Source organism: Pseudomonas sp. 910_21 (genome assembly GCF_052850735.1).
Genome location: NZ_VXCY01000002.1, coordinates 731189 through 746009 on the forward strand (window position 1 = coordinate 731189; position 14821 = coordinate 746009).

The 14821-nt window shown below is 61.9% G+C and carries 16 protein-coding genes and 1 riboswitch; of the genes, 14 read left to right on the forward strand and 2 right to left on the reverse strand.

All coding sequences use genetic code 11. From position 1 onward, the window contains the following. Positions 1–22: 22 nt before the first annotated feature. From FW796_RS08490 to FW796_RS08510, 5 genes are all read left to right on the forward strand, one after another. Positions 23–1096 (forward strand): AI-2E family transporter, encoded by a 1074-nt coding sequence (locus tag FW796_RS08490; protein WP_346632286.1) that lies wholly within the window; start codon positions 23–25, stop codon positions 1094–1096. Between the two features lie 229 nt (positions 1097–1325). Then, positions 1326–2030, forward strand: coding sequence for a DnaA regulatory inactivator Hda (gene hda / locus FW796_RS08495; RefSeq protein WP_007898944.1), 705 nt, complete (start codon positions 1326–1328; stop codon positions 2028–2030). Positions 2031–2253: 223 nt separating this feature from the next. After that, positions 2254–2874: a C40 family peptidase gene (locus FW796_RS08500; RefSeq protein ID WP_102860746.1), complete on the forward strand. Its 621-nt coding sequence runs from the start codon at positions 2254–2256 to the stop codon at positions 2872–2874. A gap of 164 nt (positions 2875–3038) precedes the next feature. After that, positions 3039–3572 (forward strand): C40 family peptidase, encoded by a 534-nt coding sequence (locus FW796_RS08505; RefSeq protein ID WP_092311761.1) that lies wholly within the window; start codon positions 3039–3041, stop codon positions 3570–3572. Positions 3573–3593: 21 nt separating this feature from the next. After that, complete coding sequence (locus FW796_RS08510; protein ID WP_346632285.1) at positions 3594–4256, forward strand: class I SAM-dependent methyltransferase; 663 nt, start codon at positions 3594–3596, stop codon at positions 4254–4256. A 2-nt stretch (positions 4257–4258) separates the two neighbouring features. Here FW796_RS08510 and FW796_RS08515 read toward each other — a convergent pair whose 3' ends face one another. Both FW796_RS08515 and FW796_RS08520 read right to left on the reverse strand, forming a co-directional pair. Then, complete coding sequence (locus FW796_RS08515; RefSeq protein ID WP_346632284.1) at positions 4259–5578, reverse strand: PQQ-dependent sugar dehydrogenase; 1320 nt, start codon at positions 5576–5578, stop codon at positions 4259–4261. Positions 5579–5648: 70 nt separating this feature from the next. Next, positions 5649–6230: a hypothetical protein gene (locus FW796_RS08520; protein WP_346632283.1), complete on the reverse strand. Its 582-nt coding sequence runs from the start codon at positions 6228–6230 to the stop codon at positions 5649–5651. Between the two features lie 169 nt (positions 6231–6399). Continuing rightward, positions 6400–6632, forward strand: a riboswitch (cobalamin riboswitch). 80 nt (positions 6633–6712) lie between these two features. Between FW796_RS08520 and cobO the strand changes: the two genes are divergently transcribed. From cobO to FW796_RS08565, 9 genes are read left to right on the forward strand one after another with little or no spacing between them, the layout of a single operon-like run. Continuing rightward, positions 6713–7324, forward strand: a complete 612-nt coding sequence (gene cobO / locus FW796_RS08525) for a cob(I)yrinic acid a,c-diamide adenosyltransferase (RefSeq protein WP_346632282.1) — start codon at positions 6713–6715, stop codon at positions 7322–7324. Positions 7325–7334: 10 nt separating this feature from the next. After that, positions 7335–8657, forward strand: a complete 1323-nt coding sequence (locus FW796_RS08530) for a cobyrinate a,c-diamide synthase (protein ID WP_346632281.1) — start codon at positions 7335–7337, stop codon at positions 8655–8657. Next, positions 8650–9300, forward strand: a complete 651-nt coding sequence (gene bluB, locus FW796_RS08535) for a 5,6-dimethylbenzimidazole synthase (RefSeq protein WP_123726934.1) — start codon at positions 8650–8652, stop codon at positions 9298–9300. The genes FW796_RS08530 and bluB overlap by 8 nt, the downstream gene beginning before the upstream one ends. Beyond that, the gene (gene cbiB / locus FW796_RS08540; RefSeq protein ID WP_346632280.1) at positions 9297–10205 is read left to right on the forward strand and encodes an adenosylcobinamide-phosphate synthase CbiB; all 909 of its coding nucleotides are present in this window, start codon (positions 9297–9299) and stop codon (positions 10203–10205) included. The genes bluB and cbiB overlap by 4 nt, the downstream gene beginning before the upstream one ends. Beyond that, positions 10198–11190 carry a threonine-phosphate decarboxylase CobD gene (gene cobD, locus FW796_RS08545; RefSeq protein ID WP_446439238.1) on the forward strand — a complete coding sequence of 331 codons (993 nt, stop codon included), beginning with the start codon at positions 10198–10200 and terminating at the stop codon, positions 11188–11190. Before cbiB ends, cobD begins: the two co-directional genes overlap by 8 nt. Then, positions 11187–12638 (forward strand): cobyric acid synthase, encoded by a 1452-nt coding sequence (locus tag FW796_RS08550; protein WP_446439239.1) that lies wholly within the window; start codon positions 11187–11189, stop codon positions 12636–12638. The genes cobD and FW796_RS08550 overlap by 4 nt, the downstream gene beginning before the upstream one ends. 36 nt (positions 12639–12674) lie before the next feature. After that, the gene (gene cobU / locus FW796_RS08555; RefSeq protein WP_446439240.1) at positions 12675–13196 is read left to right on the forward strand and encodes a bifunctional adenosylcobinamide kinase/adenosylcobinamide-phosphate guanylyltransferase; all 522 of its coding nucleotides are present in this window, start codon (positions 12675–12677) and stop codon (positions 13194–13196) included. Next, a complete protein-coding gene (gene cobT / locus FW796_RS08560) occupies positions 13193–14248 on the forward strand; it encodes a nicotinate-nucleotide--dimethylbenzimidazole phosphoribosyltransferase (RefSeq protein WP_446439241.1) in 1056 nt (351 codons plus the stop codon). The genes cobU and cobT overlap by 4 nt, the downstream gene beginning before the upstream one ends. Then, complete coding sequence (locus tag FW796_RS08565) at positions 14245–14820, forward strand: histidine phosphatase family protein (RefSeq protein WP_446439242.1); 576 nt, start codon at positions 14245–14247, stop codon at positions 14818–14820. The genes cobT and FW796_RS08565 overlap by 4 nt, the downstream gene beginning before the upstream one ends. Position 14821 lies beyond the last annotated feature (1 nt).

A 14821-nucleotide genomic window follows, 5' to 3' on the forward strand; every position in this document is an offset into this window, starting at 1 on the left:
TATATAGAAGCAGGAGTGGTTTATGGCTGATACGCGTCGTTGGGTCTGGTTGGGTGGAGTGCTCCTGGTCTGTGGGTTGGTCTACCTGCTGCACCCGATCCTGAGTCCGTTCCTGGTGGCGCTGTTGTTGGCCTATCTGTTCGACCCGCTGGTGGATCGCCTGGAAAAATGGGGGCTGTCCCGTACCTGGGGCGTGGTGGCTGTGTTTGCGCTGTTCACTCTGATTGTGATGACACTGCTGCTGGTACTGGTGCCGATGCTGGCCAAGCAGTTGCTGCGATTGTATGAGTTGGCGCCGCAGATGCTCGACTGGGTACAGCACTCGGCAATGCCCTGGGTGCAGTCCCGGTTGGGGCTGGCGGATGGCTTCTGGAAGTTCGACAAGGTCAAGGCTGCCATCAGCGAGCATATGGGGCAGACCACGGACATTGTGGGTGTGGTGCTGAGCCAGGCCACCGCTTCGGGTCTGGCGCTGATCGGCTGGCTGGCCAACCTGGTGCTGATCCCGGTGGTCAGCTTCTACCTGTTGCGGGACTGGGACCTGATGATGGCCAAGATCCGTAGCCTGTTGCCGCGCAATCGCGAGGAGCGGGTGATGTCCCTGGCGGGTGAATGTCACGAGGTGCTGGGGGCGTTTGTCCGCGGGCAATTGCTGGTGATGCTGGCTCTCGGGGTGATCTATGCGGCAGGGCTGATGCTGGTAGGGCTCGAATTGGGCTTGTTGATTGGGCTGATTGCCGGTTTGGCGGCGATCGTGCCGTATATGGGCTTTGTCATAGGTATTGGCGCGGCGCTGATTGCCGGTCTGTTCCAGTTTGGTGGCGACCTGTACCCGATGCTCGGCATCGTTGCGGTATTCATGGTGGGGCAGGCGCTGGAGGGGATGGTGCTGACGCCGCTGCTGGTGGGGGACCGGATTGGTCTGCACCCAGTGGCGGTAATCTTCGCCATCCTCGCTGGTGGCGAACTGTTCGGGTTTACCGGGGTGCTGCTGGCTCTGCCAGTGGCGGCAGTGATCATGGTGCTGGTACGCCATGTGCACGACCTGTACAAGGACTCGGACCTCTACAGTGGTGCTGAAGACCCCGAACTGTAAGGGTGGCGAAGGGCTAGATGATTAGGGGCGCCCCGGGCGGGCGTTCCTTCATGACTATCGACCTGCTGCTGTCCAGGCTGTCAAAGAATCCCCTTCAGCCCGTTTCGACTGACGCAAACCTTTGATTTTGCTTGTGGTCTGCTGCATTGTGCGCTCGGCGTCACGGGTATAAACTTTGCAAACTTTACACAGAGGCCACTAACGGTTCCTTTGGAACTGTTCAGTCAGCATGAAACCGATTCAGCTGCCCCTAGGTGTGCGTCTGCGTGATGACGCCACCTTCATCAACTACTACCCAGGCGCCAATGCCGCTGCACTCGGCTACGTCGAGCGCCTATGCGAAGCCGACGCCGGCTGGACCGAAAGCCTGATCTATCTCTGGGGCAAGGACGGCGTAGGCCGTACTCACTTGCTGCAGGCGGCGTGTTTGCGTTTCGAGCAGTTGGGGGAGCCTGCGGTTTATCTGCCGCTGGCAGAGTTGCTGGATCGTGGTATCGAGATTCTCGACAACCTTGAACAGTACGAACTGGTCTGCCTGGATGATCTGCAGGCGGTGGCCGGCAAGGCGGATTGGGAAGAGGCACTGTTCCATCTGTTCAATCGCTTGCGCGACAGTGGCCGACGCTTGCTGATCGCGGCCTCGACCTCGCCCCGAGAGTTGCCAGTGAAGCTGGCGGACTTGAAGTCCCGTCTGACCCTGGCGCTGATCTTCCAGATGCGTCCGCTCTCCGATGAAGATAAATTGCGTGCCCTGCAACTGCGTGCGTCCCGTCGTGGACTGCACCTGACCGATGAAGTCGGGCATTTTATTCTGACTCGCGGCACTCGCAGCATGAGTGCTCTTTTCGAGCTGCTCGAACGTCTTGATCAGGCCTCGTTGCAAGCTCAGCGCAAACTGACCATTCCCTTCCTGAAAGAGACCCTAGGCTGGTAAAACCGGGGCCTGCAGAGTTTCCCTGGTATGCGTTCGGCATATTTCAGGCGCCAGAAAACGCACCTTTGGAAGGGTTTCCAGAGGCGGGCGAACTTAAAATGGGCTTAAAGCCTTAGATGTACGGAAGAAACTCATAAGTCACATTCTGATCGATTGAATTTGCAAATGAGGGCGATAGAAGGCATAGTCGCGTCTTCTTTTATTTCAAGCCACGGTCGTGCCCATGCTAAATCGCTTCGCACCCCTCGTGCCTCTCGCACTCGTTACCCTGTTGTTTGGTTGCGCTTCTCACACACCGGTGTCTCAGCAGCAGCCCGTGCAACAGGCTCAAGTCTCCGCAAAAAACCAGTCTTCCGCTGTTTACCAGGAAGAGCTGGCAACTGAAAAGGAACTGGCAGAGTTCTCTGACAGCAAGCCTTACCAGTTGCCAGTTCTGGCTGACAGCATCCTCGAGCGCGGCATGTCCTTGATCGGTACCCGTTACCGTTTCGGCGGTACCTCGGAGGCCGGCTTCGATTGCAGCGGTTTCATCGGTTATCTGTTTCGCGAAGAGGCGGGCATGAACCTGCCGCGTTCCACTCGCGAAATGATCAACGTCAAGGCTCCTCTGGTCGCACGCAACAACCTCAAGCCGGGTGATCTGCTGTTCTTCAGCACCAATGGCCGTGGGCGCGTCAGCCACGCCGGTATCTACCTGGGGGATGATCAGTTCATCCACTCCAGCAGTCGTCGCAGTGGCGGCGTGCGGGTCGATAGCCTGGGTGACAGCTACTGGAGCAAGACCTTCATCGAAGCCAAGCGAGCCCTCGCCATGGCGCCGACTGTAGTCACTGCACGTAAATAAGCAGACTATTTGTAGGGCGAAGTTAAAGTCTTACTTGAAGTTTGGCGTGTAGACGCTAGAATCCTGATCTATTGTTGAAACTAACCGCGTAAGCCCTGCTTACGCGGTTTTGTTTTCAGTACCACGGCAGAGAAAGCCGCATCCCGATCAGGATTGTTCAGCTTATGTCGACCTCGGCCCGTTTTGCGCTTATTGCCCTCGCTGCACTGCTCAGTGCCTGCGCCAGCCGTACACCGCCTCCGGCGCCTGTGGTACGTGCTCCGGTATTCAACTCCTCCCAGGCTTTTTCTCCGGTTGCCGAAGACGTGCTGTTTCGCGCCTTGGGCCTGGTAGGCACGCCTTATCGCTGGGGTGGCAATACTCCGGACTCCGGATTCGATTGCAGCGGTCTGATTGGTTATGTCTACCGCGATGCGGCGGGTATTTCCTTGCCGCGCTCGACTCGGGAAATGATTGGCATGCAGGCGCCGGATGTGGGCAAGAATGCCTTGCAGACCGGTGACCTGATCTTCTTTGCCACCAATGGCGGTTCTCAGGTCAGCCATGCCGGGATTTATGTTGGCGAAGGACGTTTCGTGCACGCCCCGGCCACAGGTGGCACCGTTAAGCTCGACAGTCTGTCCAAGGCCTATTGGCAGAAGGCCTACCTGAGCGCCAAGCGTGTACTGCAGCCGGAACATCTGGCGCACAATCCATAAGCCTTCCCTGTCGAGGTGCTCGTGACTGCTCGTACTCTCAACCTCGACGATGCCCTTTATCAGTACCTGCTGGACGTTTCACTGCGTGAGACGCCCCTATTGCGTCGTTTGCGTGACGAAACCCAGGCGCTGCCCAATGCGCGCTGGCAAGTGGCGCCGGAACAAGGGCAGTTCCTCGCGCTGCTGATCAAGCTCACCGGTGCTCGCCGGATCCTCGAGGTCGGGACCTTCACCGGCTATAGCGCCTTGTGCATGGCTCAGGCGCTACCCGACGACGGTTCGTTGACCTGTTGTGACATTCCCGGTGACTACAATGCCACCGCCCGTCGTTACTGGAAGGAGGCGGGAGTCGACCAGCGTATTGACCTGCGCCTGTCGCCTGCGCTGGAGACCCTGGCTGGCCTGGAGCAGGCGGGCCCGCTTGAGTCTTTCGATCTGATCTTTATCGATGCGGACAAGGCCAATTACCCGGCCTACCTGGAGTTCGCCCTGCGTTTGCTGCGAGTTGGGGGGCTGGCGGTGTTCGACAACACGCTATGGAGCGGGCGAGTGCTGGAGGCGAATGCCGCCAGTGAGGATACCCGAGCCATCCAGGCGCTCAATCGTGCCTTGAAGGATGACTCGCGCATCGACTTGTCACTGCTGCCCCTGGGGGATGGCCTGACCCTGTGCCGCAAGCGCTGAACTCAGGGCGCCTTGGCGGCGGATACCCGCCAGATCTTGTTGCCGACATCATCGGCGACCAATAGGCCTCCTTGCTGATCGATGACTACCCCGACCGGGCGCCCCAGGGCTTTTTCATCGGCATTGAGAAAGCCGCTGAGTACGTCGATTGGTTGTCCCTGGGGTTTGCCCGCGCTGAAAGGCACGAATATCACCTTGTAGCCGCTGTGGGGCTTGCGGTTCCAGGACCCGTGCTGGCCGATGAAGGCGCCTTCTGTAAAGGGGGCGGGAAGTTTGCTGCCTTCGGCGAAGGTCAGGCCCAGTGAGGCCGTATGTGGGCCTACGGCGTAATCCGGAGCGATTGCCTTGGTCACCTGCTCGAGATTTTGTGGCTTGACCCGCACGTCCACGTGTTGCCCGTAGTAACTGAAGGGCCAGCCATAAAAAGCCCCGTCCTTGACCGAGGTGATGTAATCCGGAACCAGGTCGCTGCCGATTTCGTCGCGCTCATTGACTGCGGTCCATAGCGCTCCGCTGACCGGCTCCCAGGCCAGGCCATTGGGGTTGCGCAGGCCGGTGGCGAACAGGCGATGCTTGCCACTGGCGCGATCCACTTCCCAGATGGCCGCACGGCCTTCTTCTTTATCCAGGCCATTTTCCCCAACGTTACTGTTCGAGCCGACGGTGACATACAGCTTGCTTGCGTCCTTGCTGGCGATGACGTTCTTGGTCCAGTGGTGGTTGAGTGTGCCGCCGGGGAGGTCGAGCACCTTGGTGGGGGCTGCGCTGATGTGGGTGTCACCGTTCTGATAGGGGAAGCGCAGCAGCTTGTCGGTGTCCGCCACATACAGATCATTGCCCACCAGGGTCATGCCGAAGGGGGAGTTGAGGTTCTCCAGGAACAGGCTGCGGGTTTCCGCCACGCCGTCGTGATCCTGGTCCCGCAACAGGGTAATGCGATTGGCGCTGGGGACGGCTGCGCCGGCTCGGCCCATTACTTTTCCGGCGATCCAGCCACGAATGCCCTGACTGTCATCCGGCTTGGGTGGTGCATTGGTTTCAGCCACCAATACATCGCCATTGGGCAATACATACAGCCAGCGTGGGTGGTCGAGGTTTTCGGCGAAGGCGGCAACCTGGGTGCCGGCTGCGGCCGTGGGTTTTGCGCCTTGGGGCCAGCCGATGGCAGGGGCAATATTGACCGTGGGGATCAGCGTGGGATTGGGTTCCGGCAGCTTGGGGTTCGGTCCGGTGCCGTCTGAGACTTGCAGGCTGGAGGTTTCGCCGCAGGCGGTGAGGCCGGCGGCGATAACGATAAGCAAGGTGTGTTGAAGCTTGAGCATGCTGATTTCCCTATGAGTGCACGAACGTCGTAGTCATAGAGGAGCATAGCCAGTCGATGGTTCCGCCTGATCAGCGGGCCTCCTTGAACAGTACGGCAATCCCCGGATGGTAGTGGCCGCTTTCGTTATGCAGCTTGCGGTAGGCGTAGGGGAAGTACCAGGCTACGGCGCAGCAGTGCTCCTTTTGCAACTCGTCCAGCATGTCCTGAAGTTCTTCGGGAGAGGCGCTGTGCTGGGCTTTTTGCGGGGCTACAAACAGGCAGCCGAGCCTCAGGTCGCTGGGATAGCTGATCTTTTTGGCGTCACTGGCAATGTCCAGCAATGGCTGGGTCAGGTGCAGGCTGTTGACCCGTGGCCAGCGCTGAGTGGTCTGGATATAAGCGCGTTCGTCCTTGGTGGCCAGATACAGGTCGGTACGAGCGTTGCGAGCACCTTCCTCCTGCTGCTTCTTGCTGGGGCTGTGTTCCAGGCTGATCATCTCCGCCATCCAGGCGGCCGCGGAGAGTAATCCCAGGTTGGCCTTTTCATCGAACCAGTACGGGGTTTCGTTATCGCCGCGGACTGCGTTGTAGCGGTCAATGCAATCGAACCAGCGTTCCAGCATCGGGCGCAGGAATTCCAGCTTTGGATTGCTGATGATCATGCCTTGCATCGAACTCACCCCTTATTGTTGTGTGGCAGGACCTGGGTCCCGGAATGTGGCTATTTGATATCACCGCTCTGAGTGTGGCACAAGATTGGCGCCAGTTTGTTGATGCAGTGCAGTTTTGTGCGATGTGCGACGGCCGGCTTTAATTGACGCTCCACCCCCAACCCTCTAACCTTCGCGACTTGTTTCAGGTGCTCTGTGGCCCGTGGTCGACAGAGTGAAACAGGGAAGCCGGTCAGTGCCTGTTCCAGCGATGGACACGGCAACGATTCCGGCGCTGCCCCCGCAACGGTAGATGAGTCAAGGCTGTGCCAGATGCCACTGTGTCGATGACATGGGAAGGCGCGCAGCCCGGCAGCGATGCCCCTCATGAGCCCGGAGACCGGCCTGATCCATCCAACGGCATCACGGTGGGCGATGCCAGGCTAGCGCCGTCTCTTTCTTTTCCTGCCCGCCGTTCCCCAGCCCCAACGGAGAGCTGCCCCATGAGTGAATCCCCCGATCGTGACGAACGCCATCTGGCGCGCATGTTGCGCAAAAAAGCCGTGATCGATGAGCGCATCGCCAACTCGCCCAACGAATGTGGTTTGTTGCTGGTGCTGACCGGCAATGGCAAGGGCAAGAGCAGTTCGGCCTTCGGCATGCTGGCGCGGTCCATGGGCCACGGTATGCAGTGCGGCGTGGTGCAGTTCATCAAGGGCCGTAACAGCACCGGCGAAGAGTTGTTCTTCCGGCGTTTTCCAGAGCAGGTGCGGTTTCACGTGATGGGTGAGGGTTTCACCTGGGAAACCCAGGATCGCCAGCGCGACATTGCTGCGGCCGAAGCGGCCTGGGCGGTATCCAGGGAGCTGCTGAACGACCCGGAGATTGGCCTGGTAGTACTCGACGAGTTGAACATCGCCCTCAAGCACGGCTACCTGGATCTGGATCAGGTGCTCAGTGACCTGCAGGCCCGTCCCCCCATGCAGCACGTGGTGGTAACCGGCCGCGGCGCCAAGCCGGAGATGATCGAGCTGGCGGATACCGTCACTGAAATGGGCATGATCAAGCATGCGTTCCAGGCCGGTATCAAGGCGCAGAAAGGTGTTGAGCTGTGAGTGTGAATTCATGACCGATGTTCGTCATTGCCCGGCGGTATTGATCGCCGCACCGGCTTCCGGCCAGGGCAAGACCACCGTGACCGCGGCATTGGCCCGTTTGCACCGCAACCAGGGGCGCAAGGTACGGGTATTCAAGTGCGGTCCGGATTTTCTCGATCCAATGATTCTTGAGCGAGCCAGCGGTGCTCCGGTGTACCAGCTGGACATGTGGATGGTCGGGGAGCAAGAAAGCCGCCGCTTGCTTTGGGAGGCTGCGGGCGAAGCGGACCTGATTCTGATCGAGGGGGTCATGGGGCTGTTCGACGGCACGCCCTCCAGCGCCGATCTGGCACGGCATTTCGGAGTCCCGGTGCTGGGGGTGATCGATGGCACCGCCATGGCCCAGACCTTTGGTGCGCTGGCCCTGGGACTGGCCCGCTATCAGCCGGACCTGCCGTTCGCTGGGGTGCTGGCCAACCGGGTAGGCACCTTGCGTCACGCGCAGTTGCTTGAAGGCAGCCTCACCGAGGGACTGCGCTGGTATGGAGCCTTGTCCCGGGAGACTGGCATCGAGCTGCCCAGCCGCCATTTGGGGCTGGTGCAGGCCAGCGAACTGAATGATCTGGACCTGCGTCTTGATGCCGCCGCTGCAGCCCTGGCCAGCAGTTGCCAAGTGGCACTGCCGCCGGCTGTGAGCTTTGCCGCACCCACGCCGGAGCCCTGCGAGCCTTTGCTGGCGGGTGTGCGAATCGCCGTAGCGCGGGATGAGGCGTTTGCCTTTACCTATGGCGCCAACCTGGATCTGTTGCGGGCCATGGGCGCGCAGTTGAGCTTCTTCTCGCCGATTCATGACACCGAGTTGCCGGAGGCGGACAGTTTGTACCTGCCCGGTGGCTACCCCGAATTGCACCATCAGGCACTGGCGCAAAACACCGCGATGCTGGGCGCTATTCGTGCTCACCATGGTGCGGGCAAGCCGTTGCTCGCGGAGTGTGGTGGCATGCTGTATTTGCTGGACTCCCTGACCGACGTCGAAGGGCTGCGTGCCAATCTCTTGGGGTTGCTGCCCGGCGATGCCGTGATGCAAAAACGCCTGGCGGCCCTGGCCTTGCAAGCGGTGGAGTTGCCGGAGGGCAGCTTGCGTGGCCACACCTATCATCATTCCCTGACCAGCACGCAACTCGAGCCGATTGCCCGTGGCATCAGTCCCAATGGTGGTCGTGGTGCGGAAGCGGTGTATCGCGATGGGCGGATGACTGCCTCCTATGTGCACTTTTACTTTCCGTCCAATCCGGCGGCGGTGGCGGCGTTGTTCGTGCCGGCTTCTGCAGAGGGCGTGGCAGGTGAGTGAGCAGGGGTTTTCTGCGGCGGAGCGTGAGGCGGTTTATCGCGCCATTGCCGAACGCCGGGATATGCGTCACTTCGCCGGTGGCAGTGTCGCGCCCGAGCTGCTGCAGCGTTTGCTGGAAGCGGCGCATCAGGCGCCCAGTGTCGGGTTGATGCAACCCTGGCGCTTTATCCGTATCAGCGATCGACCACTGCGTGGACGAATCCAGCAGTTGGTGGAGGAGGAGCGGGTGCGCACTGCCGAGGCGTTGGGGGAGCGTTCCGACGAGTTCATGAAGCTCAAGGTCGAAGGCATCAATGACTGTGCCGAGGTGCTGGTGGCGGCGTTGATGGATGGGCGCGAGCGGCATGTCTTTGGACGGCGGACCCTGCCGGAAATGGACCTGGCCTCGCTGTCCTGTGCCATTCAGAACCTTTGGCTGGCGGCCCGCAGCGAAGGCCTGGGCATGGGCTGGGTTTCGCTGTTCGAGCCCCAGGCCCTGGCCGACCTGCTGGGATTACCCGCCGGCGCCAAACCCTTGGCCGTGTTGTGCCTGGGACCGGTTACCGAGTTCTATCCGGCGCCGATGCTGGCGCTGCAGGGCTGGGCGCAACCCCGGCCATTGAGTGAGTTGCTGTATGAGAATTACTGGGGAGTGAGTCAATGAGTGTGGCGTTGCTGAGTGTCGCCGGGGTGGCGCTGGATGCGCTGCTGGGCGAACCCAAGCGCTGGCATCCGCTGGTGGCCTTTGGCCGTGTGGCGGATCGTATCGAGCAACGTTTCAACGCCGCCGGCCGAGGCTGGCGCAGCCATGGGGTCACGGCCTGGGTACTGGCGGTGCTGCCCTTGACCCTGTTGGCCACGGCCCTGTCCTGGCTGCCCTACATCGGTTGGCTGGTGGAGATCGTTGCACTGTATTGCGCCCTGGGTCTTCGCAGCCTCGGCGAGCACGTCGAGCCGGTGGCTCAGGCTTTGCGCAGTGACGACCTGGATGAAGCCCGGCATCGGGTCGGCTTTCTGGTGAGCCGTGAGACTCGTGAGCTGGACGCCACCGAAGTGGCGCGGGCAGCCACTGAATCGGTGCTGGAAAACGGCAGCGATGCCGTGTTCGCCGCCTTGTTCTGGTTCGCCGTGGCCGGCGCGCCAGGGGTGGTGCTCTATCGTCTGAGCAACACTCTGGATGCGATGTGGGGTTATCGCAACGAGCGTTTTGAGCGTTTCGGCTGGGCGGCGGCGCGAATCGACGACCTGCTCAATTACATTCCTGCACGGCTGGTGGCCCTGACCTATGCCTTGCTGGGCAAGACCCGCCTGGCGCTCACATGCTGGTGGCGCCAGGGCCCGACCTGGGACAGCCCCAATGCCGGCCCGGTGATGGCGGCTGGAGCGGGTGCCCTGGGGGTCGAGTTGGGCGGCGCAGCGATTTATCACGGTGAGTTGCACCAGCGCCCGCAACTGGGCGAAGGCGAGCCGGCGAGTGCCGACTCCATCGATCGCGGCTGGCAGTTGGTGCAGCGAGGTGTCTGGCTGTGGTTGTTGATTCTGTGCCTGGGGGCTGAATTCTATGCTTGAGCACGGTGGAAGGTTGCGCAAGGCGGCCCAGGAACACGGAATCGCCGAAGAGGCCTGGCTGGATCTGTCCAGCGGATTGGCGCCCTGGCCATTTCCCCTGCCGCCCATTGCCCTGCGTGCCTGGGCGCGCCTGCCGGAAACCGATGATGGCCTGGAGCAAGCGGCCTGCGCCTACTACGGCGCGAGTGAGGTGTTGCCGGTGGCCGGTTCCCAGGCGGCGATCCAACTGCTGCCGCGGCTGCGGCGGGCGGGCAAGGTTGGGGTCCTGTCGCCCTGTTATGCCGAGCACGCCGAGGCCTGGCGGCGCAGTGGCTATCGGGTGCGTGAGGTACTGGAGCAGGAAGTGGATTTCTTTCTCGACAGCCTCGATGTGCTGGTGGTGGTCAACCCCAACAACCCCACCGGTTTGAGCCTGACGCCGGAGCGCCTGCTGGATTGGCACGCCCGCTTGGCCCAGCGCGGTGGCTGGTTGGTGGTGGATGAAGCCTTCATGGATAACACCCCGCAACTGAGCCTGGCCCGGCATGCCCATCAGGTGGGGCTGATTGTCCTGCGTTCATTCGGCAAGTTCTTCGGGCTGGCCGGAGTACGCCTGGGCTTTGTCCTGGCCGAGCGCCGGTTGCTCAGGCTGTTGGCGGAGCAGGTTGGCCCCTGGGCGGTCAGTGGACCTACCCGGGTGCTGGGGCAGGCCTGTCTGCGGGATGTCGAGGGCCATGCCCGGCAACGTCTGCGCAGTGAGGCGGCCAGTGAGCGTCTGAGTGAAGTCCTGGAGCAGCATGGCTTCAAGCCCCAAGGCGGCTGTGCGCTGTTCCAATGGCTGATCACCGCCGAGGCCGAGCGGCTTTATCAATTCATGGCGCGGCGCGGCATTCTCCTGCGGCTGTTTGCCCACAACAGCAGTCTGCGCTTCGGCCTGCCCGCCGACGATGCCGATTGGGCGCGCCTGGAACAGGCGCTGCAGGCTTATCGCAAGGACTATCCATGAGCACGCTGATGGTACAGGGCACCACCTCGGATGCCGGTAAGAGCACGTTAGTGACCGCCCTGTGTCGCTGGCTGTTGCGCCGGGGCGTCAGCGTGGTGCCGTTCAAACCGCAGAACATGGCGCTCAACAGTGCGGTGACCGCCGATGGTGGTGAGATCGGACGGGCCCAGGCGGTCCAGGCCCAGGCGGCCAATCTGGTGCCCCACACCGATATGAACCCGGTGCTGCTCAAGCCCAACAGCGACACCGGTTCCCAGGTGATCATTCACGGCCGGGCCGTCACCACCATGAATGCCGTGGCCTATCACGACTACAAGGCCATCGCCATGCAGGCGGTTCTGGCTTCCCATGAGCGTCTGCGAGGCGCTTATGAGGTGGTGATGGTGGAGGGGGCCGGCTCTCCGGCCGAGATCAATCTGCGGGCTGGCGATATCGCCAACATGGGGTTTGCCGAAGCGGTGGACTGTCCGGTGCTGCTGATTGCTGATATCAATCGTGGTGGGGTGTTCGCCCATCTGGTGGGAACTCTGGAGCTGCTTTCGCCCAGCGAGCAGGCGCGGGTCAAGGGCTTCATCATCAATCGTTTTCGCGGTGACCTGGCGCTCTTGCAGCCGGGGCTGGACTGGCTGGAGGCGCGTACCGGCAAGCCGGTGATCGGCGTGCTGCCCTATGTCATGGACCTGCATCTGGAGGCGGAGGACGGCATCGACCAGCGCCAGGCCGGCAAGGTCGATCAAGTGCTGAAGGTGGTGGTGCCGGTGCTGCCGCGCATCAGCAATCACACGGATTTCGATCCGTTGCGCCTGCATCCTCAGGTGGACTTGCAGTTCATCGGCCCAGGGCAGGTGATTCCCGCCGCGGACCTGATCGTTCTTCCCGGCTCGAAAAGCGTACGCGGCGATCTGGCCTATCTGCGAGCCAACGGCTGGGACCGGGCCATCGCCCGGCACCTGCGTTATGGCGGCAAGCTGCTGGGGATCTGCGGTGGACTGCAGATGCTTGGCAAGCAGTTGCACGACCCACTGGGTTTGGAGGGCGCGGCGGGCTCCAGCCCGGGCCTGGGCTTGCTGGATTTTGAGACCGTGCTCGAAGCAGAGAAGCAGCTGCGTAACGTCAGCGGCTGCTTGACCCTGGAGACTGCGCCGGTCAGTGGCTATGAAATTCACGCCGGCGTCACTCGCGGCCCGGCCCTGGAGCAGCCTGCGGTGCAGTTGGAGGACGGTCGCAGTGATGGCGCTTGCAGCGTCGATGGGCAGATCCTCGGCACCTATCTGCATGGTCTGTTCGAGGCTCCGACAGCCTGTGGTGCACTGTTGCGTTGGGCGGGTCTGCAGGATGTGCAGGAGGTGGATTACCACGCCTTGCGCGAACGCGATATCGAGCGTCTGGCGGACCTGGTGGAGCATCATCTGGATACCGCCGCACTGCTCAAACTCTGTGGCCTGTAGCGCCACGGTGGACTTACTTTTCAAAGGTGCTCAAGCATGCTGCAACTGATTCTCGGCGGTGCCCGCTCCGGCAAGAGTCGCCTGGCGGAAAAACTGGCCACTGACAGCGCCCTTGAGGTGATCTACATCGCCACCAGCCAGCCCCTGGATGGCGAGATGAATCAACGTATTGCCCATCATCGTGAGCGCCGCCCGTCCCAATGGGGATTGATCGAAGAGCCGCTGGAGCTGGCCCGGGTGCTGCTGCAGGCCGCTGGCACCGGGCGTTGCCTGCTGGTGGATTGCCTTACCCTGTGGTTGACCAATCTGCTGATGCTCGAGGACGAGCAGCGCTTGGCCATCGAACGTGAGGCCTTGTTGCAGTGTGTGGCGACACTGCCGGGGGAGATCATTTTTGTCAGCAACGAAACTGGAATGGGTGTCGTGCCCCTGGGCGAATTGACTCGCCGCTACGTGGATGAAGCCGGTTGGCTGCATCAAGCCCTGGCCGAACGTTGTCAGCGTGTGGTGCTGACGGTGGCCGGTCTGCCCCTGACTTTGAAAGGAACTGCGTTATGAGTAACTCCTGGTGGCTGAACCCGTGTAAGGCGGTCGATGCCCGGATGGTCGAGCAAGCCCTGGAGCGTCAGCAGCAATTGACCAAGCCGGCCGGGTCCCTTGGTCAACTGGAGCCCTTGGCGGTGCGTCTGGCCGGTTTGCAAGGACAGCTCAAGCCATGCCTTGAGCGGTTGTGGATTTCGATTTTCGCCGGGGATCACGGGGTGGTCGCCGAGGGCGTATCCGCCTACCCACAGGAAGTGACAGGGCAGATGCTGCTGAACTTTGTCAGCGGCGGTGCAGCGATCAGCGTGCTGGCACGGCAACTGGGTGCGCAACTGGAGGTGGTGGACCTGGGGACAGTGGCCTTCGGATTGAGCCTGCCGGGTGTGCGCCACCTTAATCTCGGTGCCGGTACGCAGAACTTTGTCCAGGGGCCGGCCATGACCCCGGCTCAGGGTGAGCTGGCCCTGCAAGCGGGCCGTGACAGTGCGTTGCGCGCCCGTGCCGAGGGTGCCCAACTGTTTATCGGCGGTGAAATGGGCATTGGCAACACCACTGCCGCCAGTGCCATTGCCTGTGCGTTGCTGGACATTCCGGTGGCGCAGTTGGCCGGACCGGGGACGGGTTTGAATGCCGAAGGGGTCAACCACAAGGCTCAGGTCATCGAGCGGGCCTTAGCCCTGCATGCGGGGTCCCGCGACGATGCCTTGCAGACGCTGTTCAATCTCGGTGGTTTTGAAGTGGCTGCGTTGGTAGGGGCCTATCTGGCCTGCGCTCAGGAAGGAATCGCAGTGCTGGTTGATGGGTTTATCTGCAGTGTCGCGGCGCTGGTGGCGGTGCGCCTGAATCCGGCGTGCCGTCCATGGCTGCTGTTTGCGCATCAAGGAGCCGAGCCGGGACACCGGCATGTGCTGAGTGCTCTGCAAGCCGACCCGTTGCTGGACCTGGGCTTGCGCCTGGGGGAGGGCAGCGGTGCTGCGCTGGCGGTGCCGTTACTGCGCCTGGCCTGTGATCTGCACGGGCAGATGGCGACCTTCGCCGAGGCGGCCGTGGCGGACCGGCCGGCATGACCCTGCATCTGGACCTGTTGCGCCACGGTGAAACCGAGCTGGGCGGTGGTTTGCGTGGCAGTCTGGACGACGCCCTGACAGCGCGGGGCTGGCAACAGATGCGTGATGGGGTTCAGGGGCGCGGGGGTTGGGATCTGATCGTCAGTTCACCCTTGCAGCGGTGCTCGCGTTTTGCCGAGCAACTGGCTGCGCAGTTGCAGTTGCCCCTGCTTCTGCAGCCTGATGTACAGGAGCTGCATTTTGGCGCTTGGGAGGGGCAGAGCGCAGCGGCGCTGATGGAAACCAATGCCGATGATCTGGGCCGATTTTGGTCCGACCCCTATAGCTTTACTCCGCCCCAGGGGGAACCCGTGGTGGACTTTTCCCGACGGGTGCTGGGTGCGATCGAGGGCTTGCAGCGCGATTGTGCCGGGCAGCGGGTGCTGTTGATCAGCCATGGCGGGGTGATGCGCCTGTTGCTGGCCCGGGCACGTGGGCTGCCCCGAGAGCAGTTGCTGAATGTGGAAGTCGGTCACGGTGCGTTGTTCAGCTTGAAAGTTGCCTCCACGGGGCAATTGAGCGAGGAGGGCTGAG

Coding starts and splice junctions, on each gene's coding strand:
- FW796_RS08500 (WP_102860746.1), top strand. CDS start 2,254: ATGCTAAATCGCTTCGCACCCCTCGTGCCTCTCGCACTCGTTACCCTG.
- FW796_RS08530 (WP_346632281.1), top strand. CDS start 7,335: ATGACCGATGTTCGTCATTGCCCGGCGGTATTGATCGCCGCACCGGCT.
- cobU (WP_446439240.1), top strand. CDS start 12,675: ATGCTGCAACTGATTCTCGGCGGTGCCCGCTCCGGCAAGAGTCGCCTG.
- FW796_RS08515 (WP_346632284.1), bottom strand. CDS start 5,578: ATGCTCAAGCTTCAACACACCTTGCTTATCGTTATCGCCGCCGGCCTC.
- FW796_RS08520 (WP_346632283.1), bottom strand. CDS start 6,230: ATGCAAGGCATGATCATCAGCAATCCAAAGCTGGAATTCCTGCGCCCG.
- cobO (WP_346632282.1), top strand. CDS start 6,713: ATGAGTGAATCCCCCGATCGTGACGAACGCCATCTGGCGCGCATGTTG.
- cobD (WP_446439238.1), top strand. CDS start 10,198: ATGCTTGAGCACGGTGGAAGGTTGCGCAAGGCGGCCCAGGAACACGGA.
- FW796_RS08550 (WP_446439239.1), top strand. CDS start 11,187: ATGAGCACGCTGATGGTACAGGGCACCACCTCGGATGCCGGTAAGAGC.
- cobT (WP_446439241.1), top strand. CDS start 13,193: ATGAGTAACTCCTGGTGGCTGAACCCGTGTAAGGCGGTCGATGCCCGG.
- FW796_RS08505 (WP_092311761.1), top strand. CDS start 3,039: ATGTCGACCTCGGCCCGTTTTGCGCTTATTGCCCTCGCTGCACTGCTC.
- FW796_RS08565 (WP_446439242.1), top strand. CDS start 14,245: ATGACCCTGCATCTGGACCTGTTGCGCCACGGTGAAACCGAGCTGGGC.
- cbiB (WP_346632280.1), top strand. CDS start 9,297: ATGAGTGTGGCGTTGCTGAGTGTCGCCGGGGTGGCGCTGGATGCGCTG.
- hda (WP_007898944.1), top strand. CDS start 1,326: ATGAAACCGATTCAGCTGCCCCTAGGTGTGCGTCTGCGTGATGACGCC.
- FW796_RS08490 (WP_346632286.1), top strand. CDS start 23: ATGGCTGATACGCGTCGTTGGGTCTGGTTGGGTGGAGTGCTCCTGGTC.